The sequence below is a fragment of the Microbacterium sp. NPDC087591 genome, assembly GCF_044743625.1.
GTDB lineage: Bacteria > Actinomycetota > Actinomycetes > Actinomycetales > Microbacteriaceae > Microbacterium.
Genome location: NZ_JBIUWU010000003.1, coordinates 544554 through 560409, shown reverse-complemented (window position 1 = coordinate 560409; position 15856 = coordinate 544554). Strand labels below are relative to the sequence as shown.

General features: G+C 66.6%; 17 protein-coding genes. 14 read left to right on the top strand and 3 right to left on the bottom strand.

The features are described 5' to 3' along the window. Positions 1 to 60: 60 nt before the first annotated feature. From ACIOVG_RS17270 to ACIOVG_RS17260, 3 genes are all read right to left on the bottom strand, one after another. The gene (locus tag ACIOVG_RS17270; RefSeq protein WP_400876156.1) at positions 61 to 1005 is read right to left on the bottom strand and encodes a PDR/VanB family oxidoreductase; all 945 of its coding nucleotides are present in this window, start codon (positions 1003 to 1005) and stop codon (positions 61 to 63) included. Continuing rightward, positions 1006 to 1632, bottom strand: a complete 627-nt coding sequence (locus tag ACIOVG_RS17265; protein WP_400876153.1) for an MSMEG_1061 family FMN-dependent PPOX-type flavoprotein — start codon at positions 1630 to 1632, stop codon at positions 1006 to 1008. 113 nt (positions 1633 to 1745) lie between these two features. Continuing rightward, a complete protein-coding gene (locus ACIOVG_RS17260) occupies positions 1746 to 2234 on the bottom strand; it encodes a YajQ family cyclic di-GMP-binding protein (protein ID WP_400876150.1) in 489 nt (162 codons plus the stop codon). A 187-nt stretch (positions 2235 to 2421) separates the two neighbouring features. Here ACIOVG_RS17260 and ACIOVG_RS17255 point away from each other — a divergent pair, with 187 nt between their 5' ends. From ACIOVG_RS17255 to ACIOVG_RS17190, 14 genes are all read left to right on the top strand, one after another. Then, positions 2422 to 3630, top strand: a complete 1209-nt coding sequence (locus ACIOVG_RS17255) for an extracellular solute-binding protein (RefSeq protein ID WP_400876147.1) — start codon at positions 2422 to 2424, stop codon at positions 3628 to 3630. Between the two features lie 70 nt (positions 3631 to 3700). Further along, positions 3701 to 5305 (top strand): maltose ABC transporter permease MalF, encoded by a 1605-nt coding sequence (gene malF, locus ACIOVG_RS17250; protein ID WP_400876144.1) that lies wholly within the window; start codon positions 3701 to 3703, stop codon positions 5303 to 5305. Beyond that, complete coding sequence (locus tag ACIOVG_RS17245; RefSeq protein WP_400876141.1) at positions 5305 to 6192, top strand: sugar ABC transporter permease; 888 nt, start codon at positions 5305 to 5307, stop codon at positions 6190 to 6192. The genes malF and ACIOVG_RS17245 overlap by 1 nt, the downstream gene beginning before the upstream one ends. Before the next feature lie 43 nt (positions 6193 to 6235). Then, positions 6236 to 6562: a PadR family transcriptional regulator gene (locus ACIOVG_RS17240; protein WP_400876138.1), complete on the top strand. Its 327-nt coding sequence runs from the start codon at positions 6236 to 6238 to the stop codon at positions 6560 to 6562. A 2-nt stretch (positions 6563 to 6564) separates the two neighbouring features. Beyond that, positions 6565 to 7221: an HAAS signaling domain-containing protein gene (locus ACIOVG_RS17235; RefSeq protein WP_400876135.1), complete on the top strand. Its 657-nt coding sequence runs from the start codon at positions 6565 to 6567 to the stop codon at positions 7219 to 7221. Between the two features lie 70 nt (positions 7222 to 7291). Next, positions 7292 to 7444, top strand: coding sequence for a hypothetical protein (locus tag ACIOVG_RS17230; RefSeq protein WP_400876132.1), 153 nt, complete (start codon positions 7292 to 7294; stop codon positions 7442 to 7444). A 114-nt stretch (positions 7445 to 7558) separates the two neighbouring features. Continuing rightward, the gene (locus tag ACIOVG_RS17225) at positions 7559 to 8545 is read left to right on the top strand and encodes an ABC transporter (RefSeq protein ID WP_400876129.1); all 987 of its coding nucleotides are present in this window, start codon (positions 7559 to 7561) and stop codon (positions 8543 to 8545) included. Positions 8546 to 8613: 68 nt separating this feature from the next. Next, the gene (locus ACIOVG_RS17220) at positions 8614 to 9045 is read left to right on the top strand and encodes a hypothetical protein (RefSeq protein WP_400876128.1); all 432 of its coding nucleotides are present in this window, start codon (positions 8614 to 8616) and stop codon (positions 9043 to 9045) included. A 60-nt stretch (positions 9046 to 9105) separates the two neighbouring features. Further along, the gene (locus ACIOVG_RS17215; protein WP_400876125.1) at positions 9106 to 9753 is read left to right on the top strand and encodes a spermidine/putrescine ABC transporter substrate-binding protein; all 648 of its coding nucleotides are present in this window, start codon (positions 9106 to 9108) and stop codon (positions 9751 to 9753) included. Positions 9754 to 10013: 260 nt separating this feature from the next. Beyond that, positions 10014 to 10382, top strand: coding sequence for a 30S ribosomal protein S12 (gene rpsL, locus ACIOVG_RS17210; RefSeq protein ID WP_017201609.1), 369 nt, complete (start codon positions 10014 to 10016; stop codon positions 10380 to 10382). Positions 10383 to 10387: 5 nt separating this feature from the next. Then, positions 10388 to 10858, top strand: a complete 471-nt coding sequence (gene rpsG / locus ACIOVG_RS17205; protein ID WP_017201608.1) for a 30S ribosomal protein S7 — start codon at positions 10388 to 10390, stop codon at positions 10856 to 10858. An 84-nt stretch (positions 10859 to 10942) separates the two neighbouring features. After that, a complete protein-coding gene (gene fusA / locus ACIOVG_RS17200; protein ID WP_400876122.1) occupies positions 10943 to 13057 on the top strand; it encodes an elongation factor G in 2115 nt (704 codons plus the stop codon). Positions 13058 to 13206: 149 nt separating this feature from the next. Then, a complete protein-coding gene (tuf, locus tag ACIOVG_RS17195) occupies positions 13207 to 14397 on the top strand; it encodes an elongation factor Tu (protein ID WP_400876119.1) in 1191 nt (396 codons plus the stop codon). Between the two features lie 181 nt (positions 14398 to 14578). Beyond that, on the top strand, positions 14579 to 14791 hold the full coding sequence (locus tag ACIOVG_RS17190) for a hypothetical protein (RefSeq protein ID WP_045278754.1): 213 nt from the start codon (positions 14579 to 14581) through the stop codon (positions 14789 to 14791). Positions 14792 to 15856 lie beyond the last annotated feature (1065 nt).

The window sequence follows — 15856 nt, the reverse complement described above, 5'->3', positions numbered from 1 at the left end:
TGTCGACTGTCGCAGCCGGGCCGAGATCGTGCGGGCCGCATGGCGTGCGGCGGCGTTCTCCTACGCGTCGATCACCAGCGTCGGGGTGAGGGAGCGCGAGACGCAGGGGTAGATCGTCATCGATGCCTCGTCGCTCGTCAGCGAGTCGCGGTGCTCGGGTGTGCCGTCGAGCACACTGACCGCGCACGAGCCGCAGACGCCGCGCAGGCACGACCCCTCCAGAGGCACTCCGGTGCCCGCCAGTACACCGAGCATGGAGCGGTCGGCCGGCACCTCGATCGTGACGTCCGATCGCGCGCACACGACCGAGAACGGCTCGTTCGGCCGGAACTCGCGTTTCTTCGGTTCGAACCTCTCCGTGTGCACACGGCTGCCCTCCGGCAGCACCTCGGTCAGGTCCGAGAGCGCGTCGACGAATCGCTGCGGACCGCACGCATACACATCGGTGCCGGGGGCGAGTTCAGCGAGCACAGCGGCGAGGTCGAGGCGGCCCTGCTCACCGCTCACGTGCACGCGCGCACGGTCGCCGAGCGCGGCGATCTCGCTCGCGAACGCGACGTCCTCCGCGCGACGTGAGAGGTACAGCATCCGCCAGTCTGCACCGTCCGCCGCGAGGTGGCGAGCCATGGCGAGGATCGGCGTCACACCGATCCCGGCGGCCAGAAGCAGATACGACGGGGCGGGAGCCAGGGCGAAGAGGTTGCGCGGCGGGCGCACCCAGACGCGGCTGCCGACGCGGAGGAAGCTGTGGATGTAGTGCGATCCGCCGCGGGAGAGCGGCTCGCGCCGGACGGCGATGCGATAGCCGTGCACATCGGCGGGATCACCGCACAGCGAGTACTGTCGCTCGTGCCGGGTGATCAGCTGCACGTCGAGGTGAGCGCCGGCCTCCCAGGGAGGCAGTACAGCGCCGTCCGGGTCCTCGAGTCGGATGCTCATGATCGTGGGCGTCTCGCGCACCATCTCGCGCACCACGAGCGGCGTCATCCCCTGGCGACTGTGCATTCAGTACAGGTTCCCGTACGCGCCGGCCATCGCGTCGTCGATGACGTCGCCGACCGTGCTGTCCCAGCCGGACATGCCCGCCCAGATCTGACCGGAGGAGGGCACTTCCGCCGCGAGATCCTGCATGTCGGCATCCCAGAGTCCGGCCCGCAGCAGCGCGCGCCCGCAGTGCAGGTACACCTGTTCCGTGCGCACGACGATCGCCAGGTCGGGGACCGAGTGGTCCTGTTCGAGCATCGCCAGCACGCTCGGCTCGTCGGTGATCTTGGCGATCCCGTTGATGCGCAACGTCTCGGTCATCCCCGGCACGAAGCACAGGAGTCCGATGTGGCCGTTCCGGGTGATGTTGGTCATCGAATCGGCGATCTTGTTGCCGAGCCGATCGGGGATCACGAGGGTGCGGGCGTCGAGGGCGCGGACGAATCCGGGGTAGTCGCCGCGCGGCGAGCAGTCGCAGTTTCCCTCGTCGTCCGTCGTCGCGAGGCAGCAGAAGGGCGAGTGCGCGAGGAACGCGAAGCAGTTCTCGTCGAGATGATCGGTGATCTTGATGAGGGCGGCGTCGGAAGGATCGCCCAACGTGGATCGCACCGACGCGAGGTCGACGGAACGGAAGTCGTCCAGGTCCATGCCGTCGAGGCTATTCGAGGTCGGACGCCCGAGTCAGCGTCGCCCCGGCACAGCATCGGTCGGACGAAGTGTGTCATCGGCACACGACGGACGTGTGAACCGCGGGCCGGCGCTTAGCGGTAGTTGATGAACTGCAGGTCGACGTCGAGGTCGGAGCCCTTGAGCAGCGCGATCACGGACTGCAGGTCATCGCGGCTCTTGGACTGCACGCGCAGCTCGTCACCCTGGATCTGGCTCTTGACGCCCTTGGGGCCCTCGTCGCGGATGATCTTGTTGATCTTCTTCGCGTTCTCGGAGGAGATGCCGTCCTTGATGGTCGAGACGATGCGGAACTCCTTGCCGCTGGCGAAGGGCTCGCCCGACTCGAGGCTCTTCAGCGAGATGCTGCGCTTGATGAGCTTCGACTGGAAGACGTCGAGCACCGCCTTGGCGCGCTCCTCGGAGTTGGCGATGATCAGGATCTGCTCGCCGCTCCACGCGATCGACGCCCCGGTGCCCTTGAAGTCGTAGCGCTGCTCGATCTCCTTGCGGGCCTGGTTGAGGGCGTTCTCCGCCTCCTGGTGGTCGACTTTCGAGACGATGTCAAAGGAACTGTCAGCCATACAGGAAGTGTACCGAGCCTGGCCGAGCGCCGCCCATCTGGAAACGCTTTCATTCGTTCGCGCGCTGCGGATCGGCATCACAGCTTGATATCGAAGGGATGCTCCGTTGCGATTCGGGCGGAACTCGTTGCATACTGTAAGCGCTTGCAGTATCGCAGGCCATCAGCACTGAGAGAGGCACACACCAATGAAGGTGAACAAGAGGGGCATCGTCGCCGCAGGCGCCATCGCCATCGTTTCCACTCTGTCGCTTGCCGGCTGCTCCACCGGGACCAGCAGCGACGACTCCTCCGACAGCGGCAGCGCCAGCACGCTGACCGTCTGGGTCGACGCAGAGCGCGTCGATGCGCTGCAGGGCGCGGCCGACTCCTACCAGGACAAGACCGGCGTGAAGGTCGAGCTCGTCGGCAAGTCGGTCGACGACATGAAGGATGACTTCATCCAGCAGGTTCCGACCGGCAAGGGTCCCGACGTCGTCATGGGCGCTCACGACTGGCTGGGCGAGCTGTCGACCAACGGTGTCGTCGCGCCGATCGAGCTCGGCGACAGCTCCGCGGACTACCTGCCCGTCGCGCTGCAGGCCGCCACCTACGACGGCACGGTCTACATGCTTCCGTACGCGGTCGAGAACATCGCGATCCTGCGCAACGCCGACCTCGTCCCCACCGCTCCCACCAGCTTCGACGACATGGTGTCGAAGGGCACGTTCGTGGTCGAGCAGGGCGCTGAGGGCAACCCGTACCACCTGTACCCGTTCCAGACCGCGTTCGGCGCCCCCGTCTTCGGCACCGACGAGTCCGGCAGCTACGACTCCACCGACCTCCAGCTGGGCAGCGAGGGCGGCTTCGCCTTCGCCGACTGGCTCGCCGCGCAGGGCGCAGCGGGCACGCTGAACACCGACATCGACGGCGAGATCGCCAAGCAGCAGTTCCTCGACGGCACCGCAGCCTTCTGGCTGACGGGTCCGTGGAACGTCGGAGCTGCCAAGGACGCCGGCATCAACGTCGCGATCGACCCGGTGCCGAGCCCCACGGGCGAGACGGCCTCGCCGTTCGCCGGCGTGAAGGGCTTCTTCGTCAGCGCCGAGTCCAAGAACAAGGTCGCCGCGAACGACTTCCTGGTGAACTACCTCGGCACCGAAGAGGTGCAGCTCGAGCTCTTCAAGGCGGGCAACGTGCTTCCCGCCCTCACCGCAGCAGCGGACTCCGCGGCATCCGACCCGATCATCGCCGGCTTCCAGGCCGTCGGCGCCGACGCGGTTCCGATGCCCGCCATCCCTGCGATGGGATCTGTCTGGCAGTACTGGGGCGTGGCCGAGGCCGCGATCATCAACGGCGCGGACCCGAAGTCGACGTGGCAGAAGCTCGTCGACGACGTGACCGCCGCGATCAAGTAACACCTCACGTACCGACCCTGCCGGGGTGGGCGCTGCGCGCCCGCCCCGGCAGAACCCTGACGAGGACGAGATGACAGACACCGTCGAGCCCACGGCTCCTCCGACCAAACGCCAGCGACAGGCCGCCACGATCGCCGAAGCGGCATCCGGCCCGATCGGCTGGCTGCTGCTGAAGATCCTGCTGCTGGCCGTCGTCGATGCCATCGCGGTCTACGCGGCGTTCGTGCTGTACATGCACCAGGAGTGGCTCATCCTGGCCCTGGTGGTCGCGGTCACGGTCTTCGTCAACTACATCTATTTCTCCCGTCGGCGCGTACCGGCGAAGTACCTCACCCCTGGCATCATCTTCCTGGTCGTGTTCCAGGTCTTCACCCTGCTGTACACGGGGTACATCGGTTTCACGAACTACGGCACGGGCCACAACGGGTCCAAGGACCAGGCGATCTCCTCCCTGCTCGCCTCTGCGCAGGAGCGCGTGGAGGACTCCCCGACCTACCCGGTGACGGTCGTCGAGCAGTTCGGCACCTACGGCCTGCTGGTGACCGATCCCGATTCCGGCGATGCGCTGCTGGGCACGGCCGAGCAGCCGCTGCAGCAGGTGCAGGCCGAGTTCGACGGCGGCAAGGCGGTCGCCGTCGACGGATGGACGACGCTCCCGCTCGCCACGGTGTTCACGCTCTCCGAGCAGCTCGAAAACCTCGCCGTCCCGTTCAGTGAAGATCCGAACGACGGCAGCCTCCGCGCCCCCGACGGACAGAGCGGATACCTGTACGTCTCGACGCTCGAGTACGACTCCGACGCGGATGCGATCACCGACACCCGCACCGGAACGGTCTACTCCGACATCGGCACCGGGGCCTTCACCGCCGAGAACGGCGAAGAGCTCCTCCCCGGCTGGCAGGTCACCGTCGGCTTCGACAACTTCGTGCGCGCCGTGACCGACGCCTCGATCCGCGGCCCGCTGATCTCGGTGACGATCTGGACCTTCGTGTTCGCGATCATCTCGGTCGCCACGACCTTCTTCCTCGGTCTGCTCCTGGCGCTGGTGTTCAACAACACCCGGATGCGGTTCCGCAACGGCTACCGCATCATCATGATCCTCCCGTACGCGTTCCCCGCCTTCCTCTCGGCGCTGGTGTGGGCGGGAATGATGAACGAGAGCTTCGGCTTCATCAACCAGGTCATCTTCGGGGGAGCGGACATCCCGTGGCTCACCGACCCCACGCTCGCGAAGGTCTCGATCCTCATCGTGAACCTGTGGCTCGGGTTCCCCTACATGTTCCTGGTCTGCATGGGAGCGCTGCAGGGCATCCCCGAGGACGTGAACGAGGCGGCCGTGATGGACGGTGCGAACCCCTGGCAGGTGTTCCGACGCATCAAGCTGCCCCTGCTGCTGGTGACGGTCGCTCCGCTGCTGATCTCGTCGTTCGCCTTCAACTTCAACAACTTCAACCTGATCTACATGCTGACCAACGGCGGCCCGCGCTTCAGCGACGTGTCGATCCCGGTCGGTCACACCGACATCCTGATCTCGATGGTCTACAAGGTGGCCTTCACCGGGCAGACGCGCGACTACGGTCTCGCCTCCGCGTTCACGATCCTGATCTTCATCGTGGTGGCGACGATCTCGATCATCAGCTTCCGCAAGACCAAGGCCCTCGAGGAGCTGAACTGATGAGCACCATCGACACCCCCGTGCGCCGGCGCAGCGTCGGAGCCTGGTTCGCTGACACCGGATGGCGCCACGTCGTCGCCGTCGTGGTGAGCGCGTTCGCGCTGTTCCCGCTCCTCTACGTCGTCTCGGCGTCGCTGAACCCGAAGGGCACGCTGACCGGATCGAACCAGCTGTTCTCCGCGATCGGCATCGACAGCTACGTGCGTATCCTCACCGATCCGCAGAATCCCTATCTCCGCTGGTTCGGGAACACCCTCCTCATCGCGCTGGTGACCGGGGCCGTCACCGTGTTCATCGGCGCCTGCGCCGCATATGCGTTCTCACGCATGCGTTTCGCCGGGCGTCGGGTGGGACTGGTCACGATCGTCGTCGTGCAGATGTTCCCGCAGCTCCTGGCCGTCGTCGCGATCTTCCTGCTGCTGTCGACGCTGGGGGATTGGTTCCCCGCGATCGGGCTGAACACGCACACGGGCCTGATCCTGGTGTACCTCGGTGGAGCGCTCGGTGTGAACACGTATCTGATGTACGGCTTCTTCAACACGATCCCGAAAGAGCTCGATGAAGCCGCGCGCATCGACGGCGCCGGCCACGCCCGCATCTTCTTCACGATCATCCTGCGCCTGGTCGCCCCGATCCTCGCGGTCGTGGGGCTCCTGTCGTTCATCGGCACGGTCAACGAGTACGTGATCGCGAGCGTCATCCTGATCGAGCCGGAGCAGCAGACGCTCGTCGTCGGTCTCACCAAGCTGGTCGCCAACCCGCGCTACGCCGACTGGTCGGCCTTCTCGGCCGGCGCGGTGATGGCGGCGATCCCGGTGATGATCCTGTTCCTGTTCCTGCAGAAGTACATCGTCGGCGGTCTCACCGCAGGGGCCACCAAGGGCTGAGACACGATGGCACTAGCGTGCCACGCATGCTACCTTGTGATGCATGACAGCTGACATCGGCGCGCAGATGCGCAAAGGGGTAGTCGAGTACTGCGTGCTCGGGCTGCTCTCGCGCGAGCCGATGTACGGCTGGCAGCTGGCGGACGCGCTCACGCAGGCGGGCCTGATCGCCAGCATCGGCACGCTCTACCCCCTGTTGGGGAGGCTGAGGGACAACGGCTGGGTCAGCACGTTCGACCTCCCCTCGGAGAGCGGGCCGGTGCGCAAGTACTACCGGCTCACGGATGCCGGAATCGAGCAGCTCGCCCGGTTCCGTGCGCAGTGGACCCCGTTCGCCCGTGTCGTCACGGGCATCGTCGGAGAGGGATGAGCATGACCGAGACCACCGCTGAGGACCTGCGCGAGGAGTACCTCGCCCGACTCGACGAGGCCATGCGCGGACTGCCGCACGGTGTCGCCGCCGACATCCGCGGGGGCATCGCCGAAGAGCTGCACGGTCTGGATGCCGCAGCGACCGCAGAGCGGATCGCACAGCTGGGCGATCCCGTCGCGATCGCGCGCGAGGCACAGGATGAGACGCCAGCCGGACCGACCTTCGTCGTGGCGGCGCCGGTGCCAGCCCCGGAGGTTCCCCGTCCACCGACCACCTCCACGCGCGGCTTCGCGATCGCGGCGGCGCTGACCCTGAGCTTCGGCGGGATCGTCGTACCCGTCGTCGGCTGGTTCGTCGGCGCGGTGCTGGTCAGCCTCAGCGCGCTGTGGAAGACGTGGGAGAAGGTCGTCGCCATCGTGGTGCCGTTCAGCGTGTTCGTCGTCGCGGCGATCCTGGTCACGACCATGCAGGGATTCGCCGTCGCCGAGACGAGCGGCAGCTCCTCCGGCACCGGGACGCCGCCGCCGGTCGCGAATCCGTTGCTGCCCGCGTGGTACGACGTCATCTGGTTCGGCGTGATCGCGCTCGGGCTGGTCCTGATCCCGGCATCCGGGCTCTGGCTGCTCTGGCGACTGCGGGGTCGCACGGCGCGCTGATCGGGGCGACGCGCCCGAATGATCGGCGTTGCTTCCGCGTCGCGGCCGGCCATCGTCGTACGGTGGGGGCATGGCACGGGTGGCTGGGCGCAATCTGGCGATGAGCTGGATCGCCGGTGTGTTCTGCACCGGCGTCATCGTGGCATTGCTCTGGCTCTCCCTCCCGATGCTCCCGCTGCTCGCCGAGTTCGCCGACACGGCCGTGCGCAGCGCGTTGCCCTGATCGCCCACGCGGTTCGGGCGTCAGGGGTCTGGCGACACGTCGGCACGCCTCCCTGAGCGCCGCGACACCCGGCGGTAACCTCAGAACGCAGACATCCGATGAGAGGCGCACCCCATGAGTGACCCCGACGTTCCCCAGCCCGAGAAGCCGGCAGACGTCGACGACGTCGTCGGCAGCGCGAACGCCGGCCTGGACGCTGCAGCCGCAGCGGGCGCCGACGTCCCCGGCGCCGTTCACGAGCCCGACGCCGCCGCACGTCCGGTCGAGGAGAAGGTCGTCGACCCCGACCTCGCCGCCTTCGAAGAGGCCGAGCGGTCCTACCCCGGCACCTTCGCGCCGCCGGCAGCCGCTGCGGCACCGCCGGCAGCCGTCAGCGCCGACCGTGATCCGGAGGCGACGGCCGTCTTCTCCGCTCCGGTCTCGCACGTCGAGGAGCCGTCCGTGGCCGATGCCGCGTACACGCCTGCCTACAGCGCGGCCGAGACGCAGATCGTCCCGTCCGAGCCCCTGCTCGTCGCCGCAGGATCGCAGCTCCCGCAGCCGATCTTCGTGCAGGCTCCCGAGCCGCCGCGCGACCGGGGAAACCGGGGGACCGCGGGTGCGATCGGCCTGCTCGCCACACTCGTCTTCGCGGTCCTGTACCTCGGCACGACGCTGGGCCTGGGCGCTCTCGCGGGAGACGTGACCGGCGAGAACATCGGTCAGTCCGCACTCGCGCCGCTCGCGACGTGGGGGTACTGGACGCCGGTCGTCGTCTTCTTCATCGGCTTCTGGCTGCTGGGCGCGATCATCAACCGCGGCCGCTGGGGTCTGTGGGTCGTGTTCGGCATCATCGTGGGCGCCATCGCATACGGCGGGCACATCCTCGGTCAGATCTTCGAGGCCGGCATCCTCACGCTCACCCCCTCCGCCGCATCCGAACTCGTCGGCGAGCAGCTGCTCGCGCCCCTCGCGATCGCGGCCTTCATCTTCGCCCGCGAGCTCACCATCTGGTTCGGCGCCTGGGTCGCGCGCAGCGGAGCTCGAAAGACCGAGCAGAACGCCGAGGCGCAGCGCGAGTACGAGCGCACGCTCGAGGCCGGCCCGACGCTGGCGAGGTAATCACGAACGCCACCACGCCGAACCCCCGCGGACCCGAGTCCGCGGGGGTTTCGGCTGTCCTGGCGCTGGTGCTCGCCACCACGGGCTTCTTCGCGCTCGCGGTCTTCGGGCTCGGCGCGGTGAGCGTGGCGACGGACACCGACATCATCTCGGTCCCCGGTCTGGGGCAGGGGCCCGGAGTGACCGGGATGCTGATCGCCCTCCTCGTGTTCGCGCTCATGCTGGGGCTCACGCTGCGTCGATCACGCCCCTCGTACGTCGCCTCTCTCGCGATCGCGCTGGCCACGGCACTCGGTCATCTGATCGGCGTCTGGGGTGCGGTGCTCATCGGCACCGGGGGACTGGTGACCGCCACGGCCGTGGCGGGAGACCTGGTCCGCGGCGGTCCGAGCGCCGTGCTGATCGTGGCGGCCGCGATCGCCGCCTGGTCAGGCATCGCCCTGCGTCGCACGCGCTCCGAGCGGCCGCGCTGGCCCTGGGAGCGCGAAGAAGAGGAGTGACGCCCCGCCGTGACCGCGGTAATAGGCGCGCCCGGGGCGTCAGCGCCGTACGCTGTCGGTGTGGAGCGTTCATTGGAGGCGCAGGTCGACCAGGCCGTCGAGTCCTGGTTGCGCTGGGTGCCGCGCTGGGAGCCGGCCACGCACCGTGGCCGTGTCGCTCCGTGCCGCCGCTGCCTCGGGTCGCCGATCCTCTCCGCCGCCGGAATCGGCGCGGATGTCCCGCACGGTGTGCAGCATGGGCTCTCGACCCGCATCAAGACGATCGTGGACCACGCGGTCGCCGAGTACACCGCGCGGAACCTGCCGACGCTGCAGCGCGAGCTCGATCAGCAGGCAGACCGCAACCGTGCCCGCGCCTATCGGCCGAACGAGAACCTCGATCCGGAGTTCGACGGTCTGCCGCTCGATCCGGAACCCGTCGCCGGCGCACCCTTCCTCTTCACGATCGCGGGACTCGCCGACGACGCCTCAGCCGAGCTGCCACCGCTGCCCCCGCTGTCCGACGAGGCCAAGGCCGCGCTGCGCCAGGAGGTCGGCCTCGCCGACGAGTACGCGAACATGGTCGGGCGCGAGGTCTGCGGTCTGCTGCTGCGGTACCGGCTGTCCATCCAGGCGGCCATCTCGACGCACGTCGAGCCGCAGATCGAGGCGCTCCTGGCCGAGCTGACGCAATCGCTCGACTCGCCGTTCGACCCCGACACACCCTGAACACTGCACCGGCGGGTGGGGCCGGGGAACGGTGGGGGATCACCGGCATCCGGTCCGCTCCCATTTGACCGTCACGTTACGCGCCATTACACTTGATCAGGTGTGTGCACGTCTTGACGTGTGCGCTGGGCGTCGGCACCTTGCCGGTCCGCCTCCACGGCATACCCACCACACCACAAAGCGCGTCGATTCCGGCGTGCCGGTGGGTCATGATGTGAAACCCATCACGCTGTCACCGTGCAGCACTATGAGGAGAGAACGTGCCAACCATTCAGCAGTTGGTTCGCAAGGGTCGCTCGCCCAAGGTCACCAAGACCAAGGCGCCCGCCCTGAAGTCGAACCCGCAGCAGGCCGGGGTCTGCACCCGCGTCTACACCACCACCCCGAAGAAGCCGAACTCGGCGATGCGCAAGGTCGCTCGTGTGAAGCTCCGCAACGGCACCGAGGTCACCGCGTACATCCCCGGTGAGGGCCACAACCTGCAGGAGCACTCGCTCGTGCTCGTCCGTGGCGGTCGTGTCAAGGACCTCCCCGGTGTGCGTTACAAGATCGTCCGCGGCGCCCTGGACACCCAGGCTGTCAAGAACCGTAAGCAGGCTCGTTCCCGCTACGGCGCGAAGAAGGGTTGAGTTAGATGCCTCGTAAGGGTCCCGCCCCCAAGCGCCCCGTCGTCAACGACCCGGTATACGGCGCTCCGATCGTCACCTCGCTGGTGAACAAGATCCTCGTCGACGGCAAGAAGTCGCTGGCCGAGTCCATCGTCTACGGCGCCCTCCGCGGCGTCGAGGCGAAGAACGGTCAGGATGCCGTCGCCACCCTCAAGAAGGCGCTCGACAACGTGCGCCCGACCCTCGAGGTCCGCAGCCGCCGCGTCGGTGGCTCGACCTACCAGGTTCCGGTCGAGGTCAAGCCGCACCGCGCGAACACCCTCGCGCTGCGCTGGCTCGTCAGCTACGCCAAGGGTCGTCGTGAGAAGACGATGACCGAGCGTCTCCAGAACGAGATCCTGGACGCGTCGAACGGCCTGGGTGCCGCGGTCAAGCGCCGTGAAGACACCCACAAGATGGCCGAGTCGAACCGCGCGTTCGCTCACTACCGCTGGTAAACAGCTTCGCCTGCCCCCGGCCACTCGCCGGGGGCGGGCACCCACTCTTCGCAGTACCACTGCTCGACAGATAAGGACACTCCTGTGGCACAAGACGTGCTCACCGACCTGAGCAAGGTCCGCAACATCGGCATCATGGCGCACATCGATGCCGGCAAGACCACGACGACCGAGCGCATCCTGTTCTACACGGGCGTCAACCACAAGCTCGGCGAGACGCACGATGGCGCCTCGACCACCGACTGGATGGAGCAGGAGAAGGAGCGCGGCATCACGATCACGTCTGCCGCCGTGACCTGCTACTGGAACAAGAACCAGATCAACATCATCGACACCCCCGGTCACGTGGACTTCACGGTCGAGGTGGAGCGCTCGCTCCGCGTCCTCGACGGTGCTGTCGCCGTGTTCGACGGCAAGGAGGGCGTCGAGCCCCAGTCCGAGACCGTGTGGCGTCAGGCCGACAAGTACAACGTCCCCCGCATCTGCTTCGTCAACAAGATGGACAAGCTCGGCGCGGACTTCTACTTCACGGTCGACACGATCATCAACCGCCTCGGCGCCAAGCCGCTGGTCATCCAGCTGCCGATTGGTGCGGAGAACGACTTCCTCGGTGTGATCGACCTCGTCGAGATGCGTGCACTCGTCTGGGCCGGAGACTCCAAGGGTGATGTCACCATGGGTGCCTCCTACGAGGTCCAGGAGATCCCGGCCGAGCTCAAGGAGAAGGCCGACGAGTACCGTCAGGCCCTCCTCGAGACCGTCGCCGAGACCGACGACGTCCTGCTCGAGAAGTTCTTCGGTGGCGAAGAGCTCACTGTCGCCGAGATCAAGGGTGCGATCCGCAAGCTGACCGTCGCCTCCGAGATCTACCCGGTGCTGTGCGGCTCCGCGTTCAAGAACCGCGGCGTCCAGCCGATGCTCGACGCGGTCGTCGACTACCTCCCGAACCCGCTCGACGTGGGCTCGATCCAGGCGCACGACCCCAAGGACTACGACACGATCATCGAGCGTCACCCCGACGCCAACGACCCGTTCGCAGCCCTCGCGTTCAAGGTCGCGGTGCACCCGTTCTTCGGTCGCCTCACCTATGTGCGCGTCTACTCGGGTCACCTCGAGTCGGGCTCCGCGGTCGTCAACTCGACCAAGGGCAAGAAGGAGCGCATCGGGAAGATCTTCCAGATGCATGCCAACAAGGAGATCCCGGTCCCCTCGGTCACCGCCGGCAACATCTACGCGGTCATCGGCCTGAAGGACACCACCACGGGCGACACCCTCACCGACCCCGCCGCGCCGGTCGTCCTCGAATCGATGACGTTCCCGGAGCCGGTCATCGAGGTCGCGATCGAGCCGAAGACCAAGGCCGACCAGGAGAAGCTGGGTGTCGCCATCCAGAAGCTCGCTGAGGAGGACCCGACCTTCCGCACGGAGCTCAACCCCGAGACCGGTCAGACGACCATCAAGGGCATGGGCGAGCTGCACCTCGACATCCTCGTCGACCGCATGAAGCGCGAGTTCAACGTCGAGGCGAACGTCGGAAAGCCCCAGGTCGCGTACCGCGAGACGATCAAGAAGTCCGTCGAGAAGTACGACTACACCCACAAGAAGCAGACGGGTGGATCGGGTCAGTTCGCGAAGATCCAGTTCAACATCGAGCCTCTCGACCTGGACGGCGACAAGACCTACGAGTTCGTGAACGCCGTCACCGGTGGTCGCATCCCTCGTGAGTACATCGGATCGATCGATGCCGGTTTCCAGGACGGGATGAACGTCGGCGTGCTCGCCGGCTACCCGATCGTCGGCGTGAAGGCCACCATCGTCGATGGTGCCGCTCACGACGTCGACTCCTCGGAGATGGCGTTCAAGATCGCCGGATCGATGGGCTTCAAGGAAGCTCTTCGTCGGGCGAACCCCGTGCTCCTCGAGCCGCTGATGGCGGTCGAGGTGCGTACTCCTGAGGAGTACATGGGTGACGTCATCGGTGACCTGAACTCGCGTCGCGGTCAGATCCAGTCGATGGAGGACGCCGCCGGCGTCAAGGTCGTCCGTGCACACGTCCCGCTGTCCGAGATGTTCGGCTACATCGGCGACCTGCGCTCGAAGACCTCGGGTCGCGCCGTCTACTCGATGGAGTTCCACAGCTATGCTGAGGTTCCCCGCGCGGTGGCTGACGAGATCGTCCAGAAGAACCAGGGCGAGTAATCGTCTTTCTGAGAGCCGGGTCACGGCCCGGCTCTCAGGTCCCCTACAACTTCACATTCCCTCTCTACTAAACTGAGATTCACACCCGTAGAGAACCGGTCGCAAACCAGTGCCCGGCAACCTCTACATGACGTCCTGAGGAGGACCCAGTGGCTAAGGCCAAGTTCGAGCGGACCAAGCCGCACGTCAACATCGGAACCATCGGTCACGTTGACCACGGCAAGACCACGCTCTCCGCAGCGATCTCGAAGGTGCTTGCTGACAAGTTCCCGTCTGACACCAACGTGCAGCGCGACTTCGCTTCCATCGACTCGGCGCCGGAAGAGCGCCAGCGTGGTATCACCATCAACATCTCGCACATCGAGTACGAGACCCCGAAGCGCCACTACGCGCACGTTGACGCTCCCGGCCACGCCGACTACGTCAAGAACATGATCACCGGTGCGGCTCAGATGGACGGCGCGATCCTCGTGGTCGCCGCCACCGACGGCCCGATGGCTCAGACGCGCGAGCACGTGCTGCTCGCCAAGCAGGTCGGCGTGCCGTACCTGCTGGTCGCGCTGAACAAGTCCGACATGGTCGACGACGAGGAGATCCTGGAGCTCGTCGAGCTCGAGGTCTCCGAGCTGCTCGCCTCGCAGGGCTTCGCTGAGGACGCTCCCGTCGTCCGCGTCTCCGCTCTCAAGGCCCTCGAGGGCGACGAGAAGTGGACGCAGTCGATCCTCGACCTCATGGACGCCGTGGACAACAACGTTCCCGACCCCGTGCGCGACAAGGACAAGCCGTTCCTGATGCCCGTCGAGGACGTCTTCACGATCACCGGTCGTGGAACCGTCGTCACCGGCCGCGCCGAGCGTGGCACGCTGGCCATCAACTCCGAGGTCGAGATCGTCGGACTGCGTCCGACCGTCAAGACCACGGTCACGGGTATCGAGATGTTCCACAAGCAGCTCGACGAGGCATGGGCCGGCGAGAACTGCGGTCTCCTGCTCCGTGGAACCAAGCGTGAGGACGTCGAGCGCGGTCAGGTCATCGTCAAGCCGGGTTCGGTCACGCCGCACACCGACTTCGCCGGCACCGCGTACATCCTGTCCAAGGATGAGGGTGGGCGTCACAACCCGTTCTACACGAACTACCGCCCGCAGTTCTACTTCCGCACCACCGACGTCACCGGCGTCATCACGCTGCCCGAGGGCACCGAGATGGTCATGCCCGGCGACACCACCGACGTGACGGTCGAGCTGATCCAGCCGATCGCCATGGAGGAGGGCCTCGGCTTCGCCATCCGTGAGGGTGGACGCACCGTCGGCGCCGGTACGGTCACGAAGATCATCAAGTAAGCATCTGCTTTCTCGCAGCAGGGTCGGACCTTCGGGTCCGGCCCTGCTGTCGTTGACGGCCGATGTGCGGGGACTTCTGAAGCAGCAATCATCACTGAGGGTTCCGTTCGCCGATGCGGGCATGCACAATGAGGGTGATCGACCTGAACGGTCGGCAGCACACACCGCTAAGGGGAACGACATGGGTATCGAGGACGCCGTCAACAAGGGCAAGGATCTCTTCGAGCAGAACAAGGACAAGATCGCCGAGGCCGTGAAGAGCGAACAGGCCGAGGACATCAGCGACAAGGTGCTCGACGGCGTCGCCGACTTCGCCAAGAAGATCGCGCCGGGGGCTGCGGACAAGATCGACGAGATCCGCGACAGTGCCGACAAGGCTGTCGGCAACGAGTAGGGAACGACAAGAGCGTCACGGAAGCGGCGATCCACTGCGGTGGGTCGCCGCTTCCGCGTTCTCGCAGCAGACTCGTTGGTCTGGAAGCTCGCATCCGTGATGCTGAACCCGTAGACTGTGCTGAGTCGCCTGGGGATCTTGCGACCTGGTACTTCGAAGGGGTTCGAAGCACCGAAGCTGCACGGCTGTCGCCGTGCTCACAACTGGGGAACTGATTTTGGGGATCATCGTGCGTTGCGCGCCGTCTGTGCGCCGCCGTTCCGCCCCGCTCGCGCGGCGGGTCCTCCGTCGCGCCCTCGAACGAGGATCCTGGCGTCCCTTCACGCCGGATTCCTCGCGTTCGGTGTGCCCCCTCGCACTGAACGCCCTCCCCAAGCGGGGCGAGGCATGGGGATGCCTCGCCCCGCTATCTCCTGCGGCCTGACGCCGCCGTCTCGTCGGACGCACCGGCATCGGGGTTCGGCGTCGGCCATCGCTCCCGGTCCTGGGACTCAGGCGGCTGCGGCCCTGCAAGATACGCTTTGGCTCACCGCCACCTGCAGGAACGATCGCGAGGGGCCGGATGACATGCCGCCGGTTCCTCCTGCACGTCGCCGATCCTCCTGCAGTTCGCGCGCTGATCGACCGATCCGCCCCCGAAGGGGAGGCCGCAGACGGTCGCGGGGGAGGGCACGAACCTCCCTTCGATGGTGCGCATCCGACGCGCGACACGCCCGGGTTTGCGCAAGTGAAATCAGCCATGGCAGAATAGACAGGTTCGACATTTCGGCGCGCTATGCGTGTGCCGGATCACTACCAGGGCAGTGCATAGACGGCGTCTCCTCCGGGGAATGCAGGGTTCTAGGCCGCGGGTAGCAGGACACAACCCCCGACACCTTCACGATGAAGGCTCCGCCATGTGCGGCAGACGTCGGCATCCCGGTCGCTGAGAGGCGTCCGGGCTGACAGAAGAACAGTGGTGCAGCAGATCGACTCGCGAGAGCCGTTCGAGTGCCGAGGCGCGAACAGCGCCGACGTGCGTCCAATGCCCCTGGGCCATCCGGCCCAGGTCGGTAAGACGCTTAA